Genomic DNA, 14,985 nt, shown 5'->3' on the forward strand with positions numbered 1-14,985 from the left:
CTCCGGTGTCGCGGGTCGCACGTGATGTGCGACCCTCCGTCACAATCCTGGCGGTATTGGTAGCGCGGGGCAATCCTGCAATACCCCGAGTCGGGGGTGGGGTTACCCCTACCGGACCCGCGCCACCGGGACATCGCCGGTCGGAGGCGGGACGGCGGGCGTCGGAACATGGTCCCGATGCCCACCGTCTGGCACCGCCCGCAGCGGTGGCCGGTTCAGTTGCGGGGCAGCCGCATCGCCATGGTGGGAGCCTCGGCCATCACCGACGTCGGGGTGAACGCCGCACCGGTGGGCAGCTCCCGGGCCCGACCGATCTGCACCCCGGGATACAGCTCCACCATGTCCGCGCCGCCGAGCACCCGGGACTGCTTCGGGGCCAGCACGACGCGCTCCGACTCGGTCATCGACCCGTTCGGCCGGATGCCGGAGCCGTTGGTGCTGACGTCGGTGACGATCACCTCGCCGACCCGCAGCTCGAACCGGACGTGACCCCGGCTGATCCACCGACGTGCCTCGTCGTTGAGCCACTGGCCGAGCATCACGCCGCCGGGCTCCTCCGGTGCCCGGCCGACCGTCACCGGTTGCTCCTCGGTGAGCACGAAACGACGGCGGATCAGACCGCCGATCCGGATCGCCAGCACCTCGCTGCGCGGGCGCGGCCCGGCGTCGGAGAGCCGGGTGCCGTGCCGGGGACAGGTCGGCACGCCCTGCCGCAGGGCCGGCGGCGGCTGACCGGCCGGCGCGCGGTCCACCCGGGCCAGATCGGCGAACGCCCCGCCACCACCACCCCCGCCGAACAACGCGCAGCCCGACTCGGGGCAACGCCACTGCCGGGCCAGCAGCTGCCCACCGACCGGGGAGCGGTCACCCTCGACCGGGCTGTGCCCACCACCGACGTGCGCGACGAAGACCGGGCCACCCGCGCCGGGCACCGGGGCGACCACCCGCCCCGGCTGCTCCACCAACCACGGGAACCGGCCGCGCAGGCCGTCGAGCCGAACCCGGCTGACCACCGGCAGCCCGAGCAGGTCGGCCACCTCCAGCATCCGGTCGCCCGGATTGTCGAGCACCTCGACCAGGCCGTCGTCGGCCCACCGGCGCACCACCATCCGCTCGTTGGAGGTGAGGTCGGCGTCGGAGAGCAACGCCCGGTGCACGATCGCGTAGACCGGGACACTGTCCTCCTCCAGCTCGCGGGACAGGGCGTCGATCACCATGCCGAGCCGCAGCAGGCTGGCCGGACGGCCGCCGTCGAGGTCCTGGTAGCGGATCACCTCGGCCAGGTCCAGTACGGCTCGGGCCAGGGACGGGTCGGTGCAGACCCGCCCCTCGATCGCGTCGAGCACCTTGCTGATCTCGAATCTCATCGCGCGCTCCGGAGGATCTCGTCGCTCTGCCGGGCTGCCACCGCCGGCCCGACCAGCACCTGGGCGCCGGCTCGACAGTGGGCAGGCGCTGCCATGGGACGACCCTACCGGTGGCCGGGTCAACCCATCCGGCCCACCGCCGCCCGCAGCCGGGTCACGTCACGCCGCCGCCGCTCGTAGGTGGCGGCGAGGGTGATCAGTGTCAGCCCGCCGACGGCCAGGTAGATCCAGCGGGGCAGCAGGTCCCAACCCCGGACCAGCTCGTGCAGCGCGAGCAGGACGAGGCTGCCACCGCCGAGCACCACCGGCGCCTGCCAGCGCCGGGCCGCCCCGACCAGCACCACGCCCAGTGCGGCGGCACCGAGCAGCAGCCGCCGCACCGGCTGCGGGTCCGCAGCCACCAGCACCGAGACCAGGCTGGGCAGCAACCCGGCGGCGAGCCCGGGACCGAGGGCCAGCCAGCTGGTCAACCCCGGCCGGGTGCGCAGCGCCAGCAGGCCGGCCACCAGGGTCAACCCGGCCGCCGGCAGGGTGTACGCCTCCAGCAGCACCACCTCGCCACTGATCAGCAGCAGCCACGCCCCGAGCAGCTCGCTGCCGCCGGCCACCACTGCGAAGACCCACCGTCTGCCGGCCGACCGGCCCGGGTACAGCACCCGCAGCGCGGCGGCGGCCCCCCAGAGAACGCAGATCACCGCGGCGTGCCGGATCGCGCCGACGGTGAGCAGCAGGGCGAGCACGGCCACCGCCTGCGCCGCCGCCTCCAGCGCCCGTACGGTGAGCGGCCCGCGCCGGGCCAGCAGGGGCGTGCCGAGGAGCACCGCCACCGCCACCCCGAGCACCGGGAAGCCGGCCGTCCGGGTGGGCAGACCGGCCGCCAGCGGAGCGGTGAGCGCGAAACAGGTGGCCGCCGCGACCGTGGTCAGGCAGCCGAGCAGCCGTACCCCGGCCCACCTGCCTACCGCACCGACCACCGCCGCCGTGACCACCAGCAGGGCCAGCCCGGCCAGGGTGCCGGCCCGGGTGGCGAGCAGCCCGACCAGACCGGCGGCCGTCCACAGCAGACCGACCGGGGTGGTCACCGGGACGCCCGTGCCGGCGAGCGCGGCGATCAGCAGGGCGGCGACGCCGACGAGCAGCACCGCCGCCGGCACCACCGGCCAGGGGACGGGACCGGCGAGCAGCAGCACGGGCAGCGCCGCCGCCCCGAACGGCAGCGCGGCGACGACCGGACCGGACCGGCCGCCGGTGTGCCGGTGAGCGATCAGCGCGGCAGCGAGGGCGAGGGTCAGCAGCGCCACCCCGACCACCGCCGCACCGGGCGGCCCGTCTCCGGTCGGCGCCCCAGACCAGGGCCGGACCGGCCCACCGTACGGGGCGAACAGTGCGGTCAGGGCCACCGGAGCGGAGGCGACCAGGGCGCACCCGGCCAGCCCTACGCCGACCACCCGGCCCGGTGTCACCGGATCGGTACGCCGGTCGGCCAGCACCAGCGCGACAAGCGCCAGCGCGGCGTAGAGCGCCGCCGACTCGCCACCCGGTACGACGGCCGGCGTGACCACGGCGGCGAGCGCCACGGCGAGCGCGGTGCCGGCGTACCCGTCGAGGGCGGGGCGGCGGCGACGCAGCGCGAGGAGCGGGACCATCAGCAGCACGGCGGCGGCGAACCCGGCCCGCAGCTGCCACCACGGCGGCGAACCCGCGGCCCGCAGCGCGACTGCCGCGCCGGCCGGCACGGTGAGCAGCGCGACAGTCAGCGCTACCCCGGCGACCCGGCCCGCGACGGCGTTCACCGGGCGGCCGGGCAGCGCCACCGCCAGCCCGACGGCCAGCACCACCCCGAGCGCCACCAGCAGCCCCACCGGGTCGGCCGACGCCACCAGCAGCCCGTGCCCGAGCAGCACGGCGGCACCCCCGGCACCGACCAGCACGGTCGGCGTACGACGGGCCCGCAGCACCGCGACCGGCAGCAGCGCCGCGCCGACGACCAGGTCGACCGCGAGGGTGGCCGGCCACGGGGTGACAGTCACCGCCGGCAGCGCTGCGGCGGTGACCACCGCCCCCAGCAGTACGGTCACCGGACGGGCCGCCCTCGGCAGCAGCAGTACGCCGGCACCGACGGTGAACAGCACGGCGAGCGGGAGCTGCCAGCCCCAGGACAGGTCGGGTCCGGCTGCGGCGCCCCGCCACGCGGGCAGTGACCGGTCCACCGCGAGCGCCGCGACCGCCCCGCTGGCGAGCAGGCCGACCTGGGCCGCCCCGCCCGCGACGAGCAACGCGCCGACCCGGGGGCCGATCCGGTGCCGCTGCGGCAGCAGCCGGACGGCACCGGCCAGACCGGCCGCCACCAGGCCGACGGCGAGCAGCAGGAAACCGGCCCGCAGCTCGGCTACCGGCCGCAGCAACGCGGCGGCCACCAACGGCACCAGCAGCCCGGCGGTGAGCTGCCGGAACACCCGGGCACCGGCGGCCCGGGCCGCGCCGGCCAGCACCACCCCGACCAGCAGCAGCGGCAGGCCGGCGAGCAGCGGCTGGTCGGCGGCCCGGCCCAGGGCCAGCGGCACCAGGGCGCAACTTGCGGCGACCGTCACCGCGGCACCGAAGCCGAGCCAGCCGAACACCCGGCCGGCGAGCACGGCGGCCGAGCCGGCCAACGCCTCCCCGGCGCGTGGGGTGGTGGTGCCCGACCCCCCGGCGGGCACCACCACCGCTCCCTCTGGACCCGGAGCGGCCGGACCCGACCCTGGCGGCAGCGCTCCGGCCGGCACCGGAGCGGCGGGATTCGGCCCACCCGGCACCGGGCCGGTCGTGCCGGTGGCCGCCGGGGCGGCCGGAGCCGGCGACCGGCGGCGCAGCGCGACCACCACCGCGAGGTCGAGCAGTGCCACCCCGAGGAAGACCAGCGTCCAGCCGGTGGCCCCGGGTCGGGACTGCGCCGCCGCCAGCGGCAGCACCGGCTGGACCACGAGCAGCGCCGCGAACCACGGCACGGTGAGCCGACTGAGCAGGGCGTATCCGGTGGCGACCGCCGCGCTGACCCCGCCGACCAGGGCGGCGTACCGGGTGCCCGGCCAGTCGGCGGTGCCGAGCAGGTTCACCGACCAGGCGGCGTACCCGTCGAGGACCACAAGCAGCAGCCCCACCGCGGCGAACGTCTCGGCGGTGCCGCGCAGTCCACGCCACCTCGCCACCAGCGGCACCGCCAGGGCGAGCGCGGTGAACGCGGCCAGGATCAGCGCCCGGCCGGCCACCCCCACCGTCGCCCAGGCGACCGCGGTGAAGACCACCGCCGCCGTGCCGAGCAGCAGGCCGCCGAGGACGAACAGCAGCCACTGGATCGTCCGCGTCGAGGTCTCCGGACGACCCGGCGCCGACGGGTTCCCGGACCCGGCCGGCGGCACCTGCCCACCGGGCGCGACGACGCCGCCCCGGGGCACCGGCACCACCGGGCGGCCGGCCGGTGCGGCCGGGCGCGCGCCCGGCGCGGGCGGGTGGACGGCTTGGGCGGGCGGGCGGACAGCCTGTGCGGGCGCGACCGGATGCGCGGCCGTCAGGGCCGGAGGGGCAGCCGCGCCGACCGGCGTCGGCGCGGGGATCTCGCGGCGGATCCGGGCCGCCAGCTCCGCCCGTTGGCGCTGCGCCGCGAGCAGTCGCGCGCCGACCCCCTGGTACGCCTCCCGGGCCCGTTCGACCTCCCGGCCGAGGGTGACGATCTCCCGGTCCAGCCGGACCACCTCAGCGGCGGGCGGGTACGGCCCGAGCCCGCAGCGGACACACCCCCGGGTCAGCTCGGCGGGCGCACCACAGCGGGGGCAGGGGTAACCGGTGTTCTCCACCCGGCCATCCTGCCGGGGGGCGGCGATCGCAGGCCAGAGTGCCCGTACCTACGTACGGGTGGTCTCGTGCACCCAGACGGCGTACGCCGGGTCGCCGCTCTCCACCCGGGTGACCAGGATCTCGGGCACCTCGTACGGATGGTTGGCCCGGATCTGGCCGACCAGCGCCGTGGCCCGGTCGGGCGCGGTCTTGAACTGCACCGACCACTCGGTGCTGGTCTCCACCCCGGCCCGCCACCAGTACGTACTGTCGACCTGGCCGCCGACCTGGGCGCAGGCGGCCAGTCGCCCGGCCACCGCGGCAGCCGCCATCAGGTCCGCGACGGACCGCGAGTCCACCACTGTCGTCACCACGCAGATCTGGTCCACCTGCGCACCCTACGTGGGAACGAGGTCGAACCGGTCCACCGTCACGGTGCGTCTATCCGGTGGTCACGCCGTCCCGGTTGGCGGCGACCCATCTGTCGATCCGGGCCCACCAGTCGAAGAGCCAGTCGATCCGCTCCTGACGACCGGTCGGGACGTCCTCCGGAGGCACCGACCAGAACCGCATCACGATCCGTTTGTCCATCGGCAGTTCCCGCCAGACGTCGCCGACTGTCAGCATCCGGTCCAGGCCGGTGTGCGCCACGAAGATCACCCCGGCGTCCGGGGCGGCGTCCAGGGCGGCCAGCACCCCACCGGGCTGCGGGGCGAGCACGTGCTGCATCCGCTCGGCACGCGCCGCCATCCGTTCCAGGCCGAGCCCGCGCAGCTTGGCGATGGCCCGCAACCGCCGCCCCGGGGTGAAGTTGCCGCCCTCCGGAAAGATCACGAAGGCGTCGTCGTCGTCCAGGTCGGTGGCGAGGTGGCCGATCTGCCGGACCGCCGAATCACGGCCGTCACCGGGGGCGATGAAGCGGTTGGGCAACCGGTTGAGCAGGACGTCGATCGCCGGATCCCACTGGAGGGTCTCCTTGAGCACGATCCGGGGCTCCCGCCGGAACCAGTTGACCAGGGAGTGGATCAGGATGAACGAGTCACCCGGGCCGGCGTGCCGGCAGAGCACCAGCTCCGGCCGACCGGGAAGCGCGGTGTCGGGGTCGGTGCCGACCACGTCGATGCTCAACCGCAGCGTCCACCGGGCCTGCCAGAACAGGGCCTGGAGGAACCAACCGGCGAGCACGTAGTGGGCCCGCTGGAAGGCCGGTGAACGTTTCCACCGGCCGAATCCCGAGGCCAGCCAGAGCACGAAGAGGGCGACCAGCGCGGCAGCGTCCCAGAGCAGGTAGACGCAGCCGATCCAGAGCAGCCGCAGCGGACGCAGCCGGCCCGGCACGAACGGTGACACGGCCAGCGCGAGCAGCGCCCAGACCGGCACGGTGGTCACCACCGTGATCGCGAGCAGGATCACCGCGGGCGCGAACAGCAACCGGCGCACCCATCGTGGGGGTAGCGGCATCAGCGGTCCAGGGTCGCCAGGTAGGCCCGGGAGGCGGTGTAGGCGCGGCTGATCCGCCGCCCCACCGCCGCCATGTCCCGGTACGCCCACGGGCTGTCGTCGCGCGGCTCCAGCCCACCGGTCGGCAGCACGTGCACCGCCACCCCCTCGGGCAGCGCCGCCAACTCCCTGGCGAACCGGTGCCGGCGGGCGATCTCGAACGCGACCTGGGCGATCTCCCAGGGCCGTCGGGGTGGCGTCAACTCCCGCTCGATCCGACCCACCTGGAGGACGAAGATCTGCTTCGCGCCGACCGCCACCGCCTCGCCGATCGGGATCGAGTTGACGATCCCGCCGTCGATGTAGTGCTGACCGTCGATCTGGGCCGGGGGCAGCAGCCCCGGCACGGAGGCGGAGGCGAGCACCGCCGGCACCAGCGGTCCGGTGTGGAACCAGTGCTCGGCGGCCCGTTCGATGTTGGCCGCGCAGCAGCGGAACGGCACCTTCAGGTCGGCGAAGGTGGTCTCCGCCCCCAACTCGCCCTCCAACAGCTTGCGCAGCGGCCGGGGCGAGTGCAGGTGGGTACGGGCGGCGAACCGGCGCAGTTGCCGGGCCACCGAGTCGCCGTACACCTCGCTCGCCTCCGGCGAGGCCCAGAGCCGTACCAGCCGGTCGGTGACCGCCTCGGACGGGTCGGCGGCGACCAACGCGCCGTTGACCGCGCCGATCGAGGTGCCGAGCACGACGTCGGGGCGGATCCGGGCCCGGAACAGGGCGCGCAGCATGCCCACCTCGACCGCGCCGAGCACTCCCCCGCCGCCGAGCACGAACGCCACCGGACCGCCACTCATGCCGTTCATCCTGGCACGCCGCCGCCCGCAGCTGCGGCGCAGCCGCTGGCCACCGGCCCCGACCGCGGGTTCGTAGCGGTGGGAGAACGCACCACTGCCCACAGCGATCGGGCAATTGGACAACCGTTGACAGGGGGGACACATTCCCGCAACCTGACACCACCCCGACCCCAGGCAGGTGCGAACACTGATGGCAGCCCTGAACGCCGGTAGGTTGCTGGCCCGCAGGTACCGGCTCCTCGACAGGATCGGGGCCGGCGGGATGTCGGTGATCTGGCGGGCCCGCGACGAGGTGCTCGACCGGGTCGTCGCGGTCAAGGTGCTCGCGCCGTCGCTGGCCGCCGACGCCCGCTTCCGGGACATGGTCCGCGAGGAGGCGCGTTCCGCCGCCCAGCTCGTCCACCCGCACGTGACCGCGGTGCACGACTACGGCGAGGCGCTCGCCCCGGACGGCGAGATCACCTCGTTCGTGGTGATGGAGCTGCTCACCGGCGAGGAGTTGGAGCACCGGCTGACCGAGGGGGCGCTGCCCTGGCCGGAGGCGGTCGAGGTGGGCGCCCAGGTGGCCGAGGCGTTGGCGGCGGCGCACCGGCTGGGCATCGTGCACCGGGACATCACCCCGGCGAACGTGATGATGACCAGGGTCGGCGCCAAGGTGCTCGACTTCGGCATCGCCACCCAGATCGGCACCCCCGACGACGACGAGGACGGGGGCACCTTCGGTACCCCGGCGTACGTGGCCCCGGAGCGGCTGGACGGGGCGCCGGCCCAGCCGTCGACCGACGTCTACTCCCTGGGCGTGCTGCTCTACGAGACGCTGACCGGCCAACCGCCGTACCCGGCGGAGACCTGGGAACAGCTCGCCGCCGCGATCACCGACGAGACGCCGCCGACGCTGGACGGCGTCCCCGGGCTGCCACCGGTGGTGGTCGACGTCTGCCTGCGCTGCCTGGCCCGCGACCCGCACGAACGGCCGACCGCGCACCAGGTCGCCACCGCGCTGCGCGACCAGCTGCTGCCGGGCGACCCGCAGGCGGCCACCATGCTCGCCCCGACGGTCAGCCTGCCCGCCCTCGCCACCCCGCCCGCCACCCCCGGGGCCGCTACCACCGGCACGGGCGTCACCGCCACCGCCCGGGTCGCGGCGGCCGGCGTCGGTGCCGCCACGGCATCCGGCCCCGCAGCGGGCCCGGGCGGTGGCGCGGGGACCGGGAAGACCGGGGCCGGTACCGACGGCCGGACCGTAGGCACCGCCGCGCCACGTGCCGGCACGGCGGGCGCCAACGCGGTGGGGGGTCGGCTCGCCGGGAACGGCGGCCCAGGCAACGGCGGCGCCGGGAACGGTGGCGCGGTGAACGGGCCTCCCGAGCCGGAGCTGCCGCCGTCGCGCCGTCCGCTGGTGGCGGTGGGCGCGCTGGTCGTGTTCACAGTGGCGGCGGTCCTCCTGCTCGCTCCGCTCCTGGAGCCAGGGACCCACACCCCGCCGGTCGCCCGGCCGACGGAAGCACCGGTGACCGAGGTTCCGGTGACCGAGCCGCCGGCACCGCGCACCCAACCCCCGGCGGACCCCACGTCGACACCGGGCACCCGCCGGGCAACCGTCCCGCCCACCCCGCAGCGCCCCCAGCCGAGCCCGGACGGTGGGCAGGGTGGCGGCGGGTTGACCGAGGCGGCCGACCGGATGCGCCGGTTGGTCGACGACGGGGTCCGTACCGGCGAGATCCGCGAGGACGTCGGCCTGGACCTGCGCAACGTGCTCGCCAACCTGACCCGGTCCGCCGCCGAGGGAAGCTCCGACGTGTCCGCCCAGGCCGCCGCGCTCCGCGCGAAGGTCACCCGCCGGATCGACGAGGGCGGCATCACCCAGGAGTACGGTCGTCAGCTCGACGCCGCCGCCCGGGACCTGGCCGCGACGACGACCTGAGGGTCTGCTCCACCCGGGCCTGCCCGGTCCGCACCGCTGGCCGGTCAGTGGGAGCGGACCGGCACGGACCGGTGCAGGGGGCCCGGCGGTCAGCGCGGTCTGCCGCCGCTCGGAGCGGTCAGTGGGAGTGGATCGGCACGGGCCGGTGCAGGGGCGGGGTCGTGCCGAGCACGACGCTGCGGTAGACCGCCTCGTAGCCGCGCGCCATCCGCTCGGTGGAGAAGTTCCGGGCCACGTGCGCGACGCAGGCCGCCGGGTCGATCCGGACCACCTCGCGCAGCGCCGCCGGCAACTCCCCGGCACCGTCGCAGATCAGCCCGGTCACCCCGTCGACCACCACTTCCGGCACCGCGCCCCGACGCAACGCCACCACCGGGGTGCCGGTCGCCATGGCCTCCACCATCACCATGCCGAACGGTTCCTCCCACTGGATCGGCATGATCAGACAGCGGGCGTCGACAAGCAGCCGCAGCGTCTCCTCCCGGCCGGCGTTCATGATCACGTTGACGTCCTCGCCGAGCATCGGCTGGACCACCTCGGCGAAGTGGCGGCGCTCGGCGGACTCGTTGCACTTGCCGGCCAGGGTGAGCGGCAGGCCGGCCGCCCGACAGGCCCGGATCGCCAGGTCGGGGCCCTTGTCGGGGCTGAACCGGGCCAGCCAGAGCACCGGTCCCCGGCCGGGTTCCCGTTTGGCGGGCACGTCCCGGCCGTCGAGCGCGTTGTGCACCGTACCCACCCAGGGCAGGCCGGGGTTCGCCCGACGTTGGGCGTGCGAGATCGCCACCAGGCCCACCCCGTGGTCGGTGTCACCGAGCACCGTCCCGTACTCCCCGACCGGGTTGCCGTGGACGGTGGCCACGGTGGGCACCGCCCGACGGCCGGCGACCAGCGGCCCGATCGTGGTGTGATCGTGGATCACGTCGAAGTCGGCGGCGGAGATCAACTGCTTGGCCCGCGCCAGGTGGGCCAGCTCGGGCAGCGACTCGCCCAGCCGGTCGTACTGCAACTCGTCGATGGTGGAGACGAAGCCGGCGGCCGTCCCGTGCTGCCGGCCGGCACCGAAGAGGGTCACCTCGTGACCGTGCCCGACCAGCGCGTCCACCAGCCCGTGCACGACCTGTTCCAGCCCGCCGTACCCGGGGGGCGGCACCGACAGCCAGGGCGGGACCAGCATCGCGATCCGCAGCGGCGGCCCGGACGGCGGGTGTTCCGACGGACGGTGGGTCACGGTCACGGATCCTCCCCCGTTGTCCGGATGAGCGGGATCGGCGGCTGCCCGGTAAGCGGGATCAGCGGCGGTTTCCCCTCGGCCGGGAGGTCAAACGCACCCGGCCGGGCGAGCGTCCCGGGCAGGAAGAAGGGCGGCGGGGTGACCGGGCTGATCTGCGACGGTGCCGGGGAGTTGCCGGCGGCGCTGCGCGAGGTGGTCCGGGCGGCGGGCGAGGGCGCAACCCCCCTTGGCTCCGCCGCCCGCCGCCCCGGAGGAGGCAGGTCTGATTGCTATGACGTCTCGGCGAGCGTGACGGTTGCCGTCGCCTCGGTGCCATTTCGCTTGTAGGTCACCTGGACCCGGTCGCCGACCTTGCCGGCCTGCACCGCGCCGACGAGGTCGTTGGAGTCGTTGATCGCCTTGTCCCCGAACCTGGTGATCACGTCACCCCGCTGGATCCCGGCCTTCTCGGCGGCGCTGCCACCGGCGACCGCGGCGACCAGGGCACCGCCGTCCTCGGCCGCGTTGACGCTGACGCCGAGGGACGGATGGCTGATCTTCTCGCCCCGCTGGAGCTTCTCGGCGACGTCCTTGGCCTTGTTGCTCGGGATGGCGAAGCCGACACCGATGTTGCCGGTGCTGCCCTGCCCGGCGGTGGCGATGGCGGTGTTGATGCCGATCACCTCGCCGCGGGTGTTGACAAGCGCGCCCCCGGAGTTGCCCGGGTTGATCGGGGCGTCGGTCTGGAGCAGGCCGGAGATCGAGCTGGCACCACCCTGCGGGGCCTGCTGCGGGCTGTCTTCGCTGCCGGCCCGGATGGTGCGGTCCCGGGCGCTGAGGATGCCGGCGGTCACCGAGCCCTGGAGGCCGAGCGGGCTGCCCAGGGCGAGCACCTGGTCGCCCACCTGCATGGCGTCGCTGTCGCCGAACTTCGCCGCCTTGAGGTTGTCGACGCCGCTGGTCTGGACCACCGCGAGGTCGGTCTTCGGATCGGTGCCGACGATCTTGGCCGAGGCGGTCTTGCCGTTGGCGAAGACCACCCGGACGGTGTCGCCGGAGGCGGACGCGACGACGTGGTTGTTGGTCAGCACGAAGCCGTCGGCACTGAGGATCACGCCCGAACCCTCACCGTTGTCGGTGAGGATGGAGACCACACTGTCCTGCACCGACGCCGCGATCTTGGGCAGGTCGGCGCTGTCGATGACCGGCGCGGCCGAATAGGTGCGGGTGATGCCCCCCCGGTCGCCGTCGACCGCCAGGGCGAGCGCGCCGCCGGCCACGCCGGAGCCGAGCATCAGGGCGAAGACCGCGATCCCGGCACCGACGAACTTGGCCACCTTGCCGGCCTGCGGCCCCGGGGCCGACGCCCACGGCGGGACCGGCTGGCCGGGGTGCTGCGGGCCACCCGGGCCGGTCTGCCCCGGGTAGCCGGCAGACGGCTGGCCCGCTCCGGCCAGGGCGTGCTGGCCCGGGTAACCGCCACCGGGCTGACCCGGGCCGGCGGAACCGGGCTGGCCCGGATAACCGGCAGAGGGGGCGCCCACACCGGGCTGACCCGGTGCGCCGGGGTGCTGCTGCTGGCCCGGATGACCGGCGGCCCACCCGGGCTGCTGCGGGCCGGGCTGCTGCGGGCCGGACTGTGGGTAACCGGCCGTCGGGTACTGGCCCGCCTGCGGGTAGCCCGGGTAGCCGGACGCCGGATAGCCGGGCCGGTACGCCTGGTCGCCGGCGGACGCACCGGACTGGTACGCAGCCTGCGGGTACGGGGTGGCGGAGGGTTGCGCGTACGGCGACGACGGTGGCCCGTACGACGATCCGGGGTTTGGCGTGCCGGCCGGCTCCCCCGCGGCGCCGGCGGTGTCGCCCGGAGCGGCGGTGGCGTCGCCCGGAGCGGCGGTGGTGTCGGACTCGCCGCGCTCGACGCGGGACGGCTCGGCGGAGGGGTGCGACGGCTCGGCGTCGGTGGCAGCCGGCCGACGCTGCGGGTCGGTCTCGAACTCGGTCATGCCCATAGTTTTCCCCGTGGCACTGTCACCACCCTGGATCCTGCCTGGAAGTTTTCTGAAAGTCACACCGGGACCGGTGGAGCATCACTCCACGTCGCCGTCGGGCTCGGGCAGCAGCGGCAGCCGGACCCGGAAGGTCGCCCCGCCCCCAGGCGTCCCGTCCACCTCGACCGTGCCCTGGTGGGCGGTGACCAGCGCGGCGACGATGGCCAGCCCCAGGCCGGTGCTGGTGATCCCGCTGGCCCGGCGGGTCCGGGCCGCGTCGGCCCGGTAGAACCGTTCGAAGACCCGCTCGGCCTGCTCCGGGGCGAGCCCCGGGCCGGTGTCCGCCACCTCCACCACGGCCAGGTTGCCGGTCTCGGAGCGCAGCCGCAGGGTCACCGACGCCTCCGGCGGGGTGTGGGTAAGCGCGTTGGTCATCAGGTTGCCGATCACCTGCCGCAGGCGGGCGTCGTCGGCGTACACCACGAGCGGGCCGGAGCCCGGAGCGATCTCCAGCTCGATGCGCCGCTCCGGGGCGACCACCCGGGCGGCCTCGACCGCCTCTGAGGCGAGCACCGGCAGCTCCACCGGGGCCAGCGACAGCGGGCGCTCCCGGTCCAGCCGGGCCAGCAGCAACAGGTCCTCCACGAGCAGCCCCATCCGGGCCGCCTCGTCCTCGATGCGGCGCAGCAGGTCGGCGGTCTGTTCCGGGGCGCGGGCCGCCCCCTGCCGGTACAGCTCGGCGAAGCCCCGGATGGTGGTCAGCGGGGTCCGCAGCTCGTGCGAGGCGTCCGCGACGAACTGCCGCATCCGCTCCTCCGACCGGCGGGCGCGGGCCTCGGACGCCAGCGCGGCGTGCGCCGCGTCCCGGGCACCCGCCTCCGCCGTACGGGCGGCCATCTCCGAGGCGGCGCGGGCGGTGAAGGCGGCCTCGATCTGGGCCAGCATCGCGTTCAGCGCCCGGGAGAGCCGGCCCAGCTCGGAGGTGGCGCACTCCTGCCCCTCCTCCGGGTCGGGCACCCGGCGGGTCAGATCGCCACCGGCGATCGCGGCGGCGGTGCGTTCGATCTCCACGAGTGGTTTCAGGCTGGTGCGCACGATGGCCGCGCCGACCGAGGCGAGCAGGATCAGCACCGCCCCACCGACCAGCATGTCTATCCAGATCAACCGCTTCACGGCCAGGTCGACGTCGGTGAGGTGCTGTCCGACGGCGAGCACCCGGCCGTCGGAGAGTTCCCGGTAGAGCATCCGCCACCGTTCCCGGCCGTCCTGGGACCGGACCGTGAACGGATCGCCCTCGTCACCCCGGAATCCGGCCACGTCGGCGGGAACCGGTGGCAGGTCGTCCGGTTCGAGGGCCGGGTCGTACCCGATGAACCGGGAGCCGTCGCCGTCGGCGAGGGCGACCACGTAGTCGGTGGGCAGGGTGGCCCTGGCCAGCCCGCTCTCCAGGTTGGGCAGCGCCCGGCCGACCTGGACGCTTGCCGACTGCAACTCCCCGTCGACCTGCCCGATCAGGTACTCGCGCAGGAAGTACGTGGTCAGCGAGCTGATCACCACGAGGGCGACGGCGACCAGGGTGAGCACCGCCGCGACCAGCTTGACCCGCAGCGGGACGCTCCGGATCCGCCCTTTCGCCTCGTCGAGCGGGCTCACGCCGCCGGCTTGCGCAGGACGTAGCCCACGCCGCGCAGGGTGTGGATCAGGCGGGGCTGGGTGTTGTCCACCTTCCGGCGCAGGTAGGAGATGTAGGACTCGACGATGTTGTCGTCGCCCCGGAAGTCGTAGTTCCACACGTGGTCGAGGATCTGCGCCTTGGACAGCACCCGGTTGGCGTTGAGCATCAGGTAACGCAGCAGCTTGAACTCGGTAGGCGAGAGCTGCACCCGCTGCCCGGCCCGGTGCACCTCGTGGGTCTCCTCGTCCAGCTCCAGGTCGGCGAAGGTGAGCCGGGACGGGGCCTGCTCGCCGGTCGCGGTGCGCCGCAGCACCGCCCGGATCCGGGCGGTCAGCTCCTCCAGGCTGAACGGCTTGGTGACGTAGTCGTCGCCGCCCAGGGTGAGCCCACGGATCTTGTCGTCGGTCGCGTCCCGGGCGGTCAGGAACACCACAGGGGTACGCGTGCCGCCCTCGCGGAGCATCCGGATGACCTCGAAGCCGTCCAGGTCGGGCAGCATCACGTCGAGCACCACCAGGTCGGGCCGGTGGTCCTTGGCCGCGTGCAGGGCCGCGCTGCCACTGGTGGCGGTCGCCACGTCGAACCCCGCGAAGCGGAGACTGGCGGAGAGTAGTTCGAGGATGTTGGGATCGTCCTCGACGACGAGCAGTCGCGCCTCGGTATGGGTAGCGGCCATGCCGGCCATCATCCGTGACGTCGCTGCGCCGGCGC

General features: G+C 74.9%; 10 protein-coding genes. 1 reads left to right on the top strand and 9 read right to left on the bottom strand.

Annotated elements, in window-relative coordinates; all coding sequences use genetic code 11:
• Positions 1-215: 215 nt before the first annotated feature.
• The 5 genes from AC0AIB_RS06665 to AC0AIB_RS06685 all read right to left on the bottom strand — a co-directional run bounded on the left by AC0AIB_RS06665 (position 216) and on the right by AC0AIB_RS06685 (position 7,474).
• Positions 216-1,367, bottom strand: coding sequence for an FHA domain-containing protein (locus AC0AIB_RS06665; RefSeq protein WP_328343368.1), 1,152 nt, complete (start codon positions 1,365-1,367; stop codon positions 216-218).
• Between the two features lie 119 nt (positions 1,368-1,486).
• On the bottom strand, positions 1,487-5,203 hold the full coding sequence (locus tag AC0AIB_RS06670) for an SCO7613 C-terminal domain-containing membrane protein (RefSeq protein WP_465096232.1): 3,717 nt from the start codon (positions 5,201-5,203) through the stop codon (positions 1,487-1,489).
• Positions 5,204-5,251: 48 nt separating this feature from the next.
• Entirely contained in the window at positions 5,252-5,572 is a 321-nt protein-coding gene (gene cutA, locus AC0AIB_RS06675) for a divalent-cation tolerance protein CutA (RefSeq protein WP_328343364.1), read from the bottom strand.
• A gap of 52 nt (positions 5,573-5,624) precedes the next feature.
• Complete coding sequence (locus AC0AIB_RS06680) at positions 5,625-6,644, bottom strand: 1-acyl-sn-glycerol-3-phosphate acyltransferase (RefSeq protein ID WP_328343362.1); 1,020 nt, start codon at positions 6,642-6,644, stop codon at positions 5,625-5,627.
• Positions 6,644-7,474 (bottom strand): patatin-like phospholipase family protein, encoded by an 831-nt coding sequence (locus AC0AIB_RS06685; protein ID WP_328343360.1) that lies wholly within the window; start codon positions 7,472-7,474, stop codon positions 6,644-6,646. Before AC0AIB_RS06685 ends, AC0AIB_RS06680 begins: the two co-directional genes overlap by 1 nt.
• Before the next feature lie 190 nt (positions 7,475-7,664).
• Here AC0AIB_RS06685 and AC0AIB_RS06690 point away from each other — a divergent pair, with 190 nt between their 5' ends.
• Complete coding sequence (locus tag AC0AIB_RS06690; protein WP_465096233.1) at positions 7,665-9,398, top strand: serine/threonine-protein kinase; 1,734 nt, start codon at positions 7,665-7,667, stop codon at positions 9,396-9,398.
• Positions 9,399-9,516: 118 nt separating this feature from the next.
• Here the strand turns inward: AC0AIB_RS06690 and AC0AIB_RS06695 are convergent, their stop codons facing one another.
• The 4 genes from AC0AIB_RS06695 to AC0AIB_RS06710 form a co-directional block, all read right to left on the bottom strand.
• Positions 9,517-10,626: a glycosyltransferase family 4 protein gene (locus tag AC0AIB_RS06695; protein ID WP_465096246.1), complete on the bottom strand. Its 1,110-nt coding sequence runs from the start codon at positions 10,624-10,626 to the stop codon at positions 9,517-9,519.
• A 272-nt stretch (positions 10,627-10,898) separates the two neighbouring features.
• Positions 10,899-12,614: a trypsin-like peptidase domain-containing protein gene (locus AC0AIB_RS06700; RefSeq protein WP_328343356.1), complete on the bottom strand. Its 1,716-nt coding sequence runs from the start codon at positions 12,612-12,614 to the stop codon at positions 10,899-10,901.
• Positions 12,615-12,698: 84 nt separating this feature from the next.
• Positions 12,699-14,252: a sensor histidine kinase gene (locus tag AC0AIB_RS06705; RefSeq protein ID WP_328343354.1), complete on the bottom strand. Its 1,554-nt coding sequence runs from the start codon at positions 14,250-14,252 to the stop codon at positions 12,699-12,701.
• Complete coding sequence (locus AC0AIB_RS06710) at positions 14,249-14,950, bottom strand: response regulator transcription factor (protein WP_107160940.1); 702 nt, start codon at positions 14,948-14,950, stop codon at positions 14,249-14,251. The genes AC0AIB_RS06705 and AC0AIB_RS06710 overlap by 4 nt, the downstream gene beginning before the upstream one ends.
• Between the last annotated feature and the right edge of the window lie 35 nt (positions 14,951-14,985).

The sequence above is a fragment of the Micromonospora sp. DSM 43699 genome (assembly GCF_055517075.1).

Bases quoted from the DNA above. Each gene is read 5' to 3' on its own strand.
- AC0AIB_RS06685 (WP_328343360.1), bottom strand. From the start codon at position 7,474: ATGAGTGGCGGTCCGGTGGCGTTCGTGCTCGGCGGCGGGGGAGTGCTC.
- AC0AIB_RS06710 (WP_107160940.1), bottom strand. From the start codon at position 14,950: ATGGCCGCTACCCATACCGAGGCGCGACTGCTCGTCGTCGAGGACGAT.
- AC0AIB_RS06690 (WP_465096233.1), top strand. From the start codon at position 7,665: ATGGCAGCCCTGAACGCCGGTAGGTTGCTGGCCCGCAGGTACCGGCTC.
- AC0AIB_RS06680 (WP_328343362.1), bottom strand. From the start codon at position 6,644: ATGCCGCTACCCCCACGATGGGTGCGCCGGTTGCTGTTCGCGCCCGCG.
- AC0AIB_RS06665 (WP_328343368.1), bottom strand. From the start codon at position 1,367: ATGAGATTCGAGATCAGCAAGGTGCTCGACGCGATCGAGGGGCGGGTC.
- AC0AIB_RS06700 (WP_328343356.1), bottom strand. From the start codon at position 12,614: ATGACCGAGTTCGAGACCGACCCGCAGCGTCGGCCGGCTGCCACCGAC.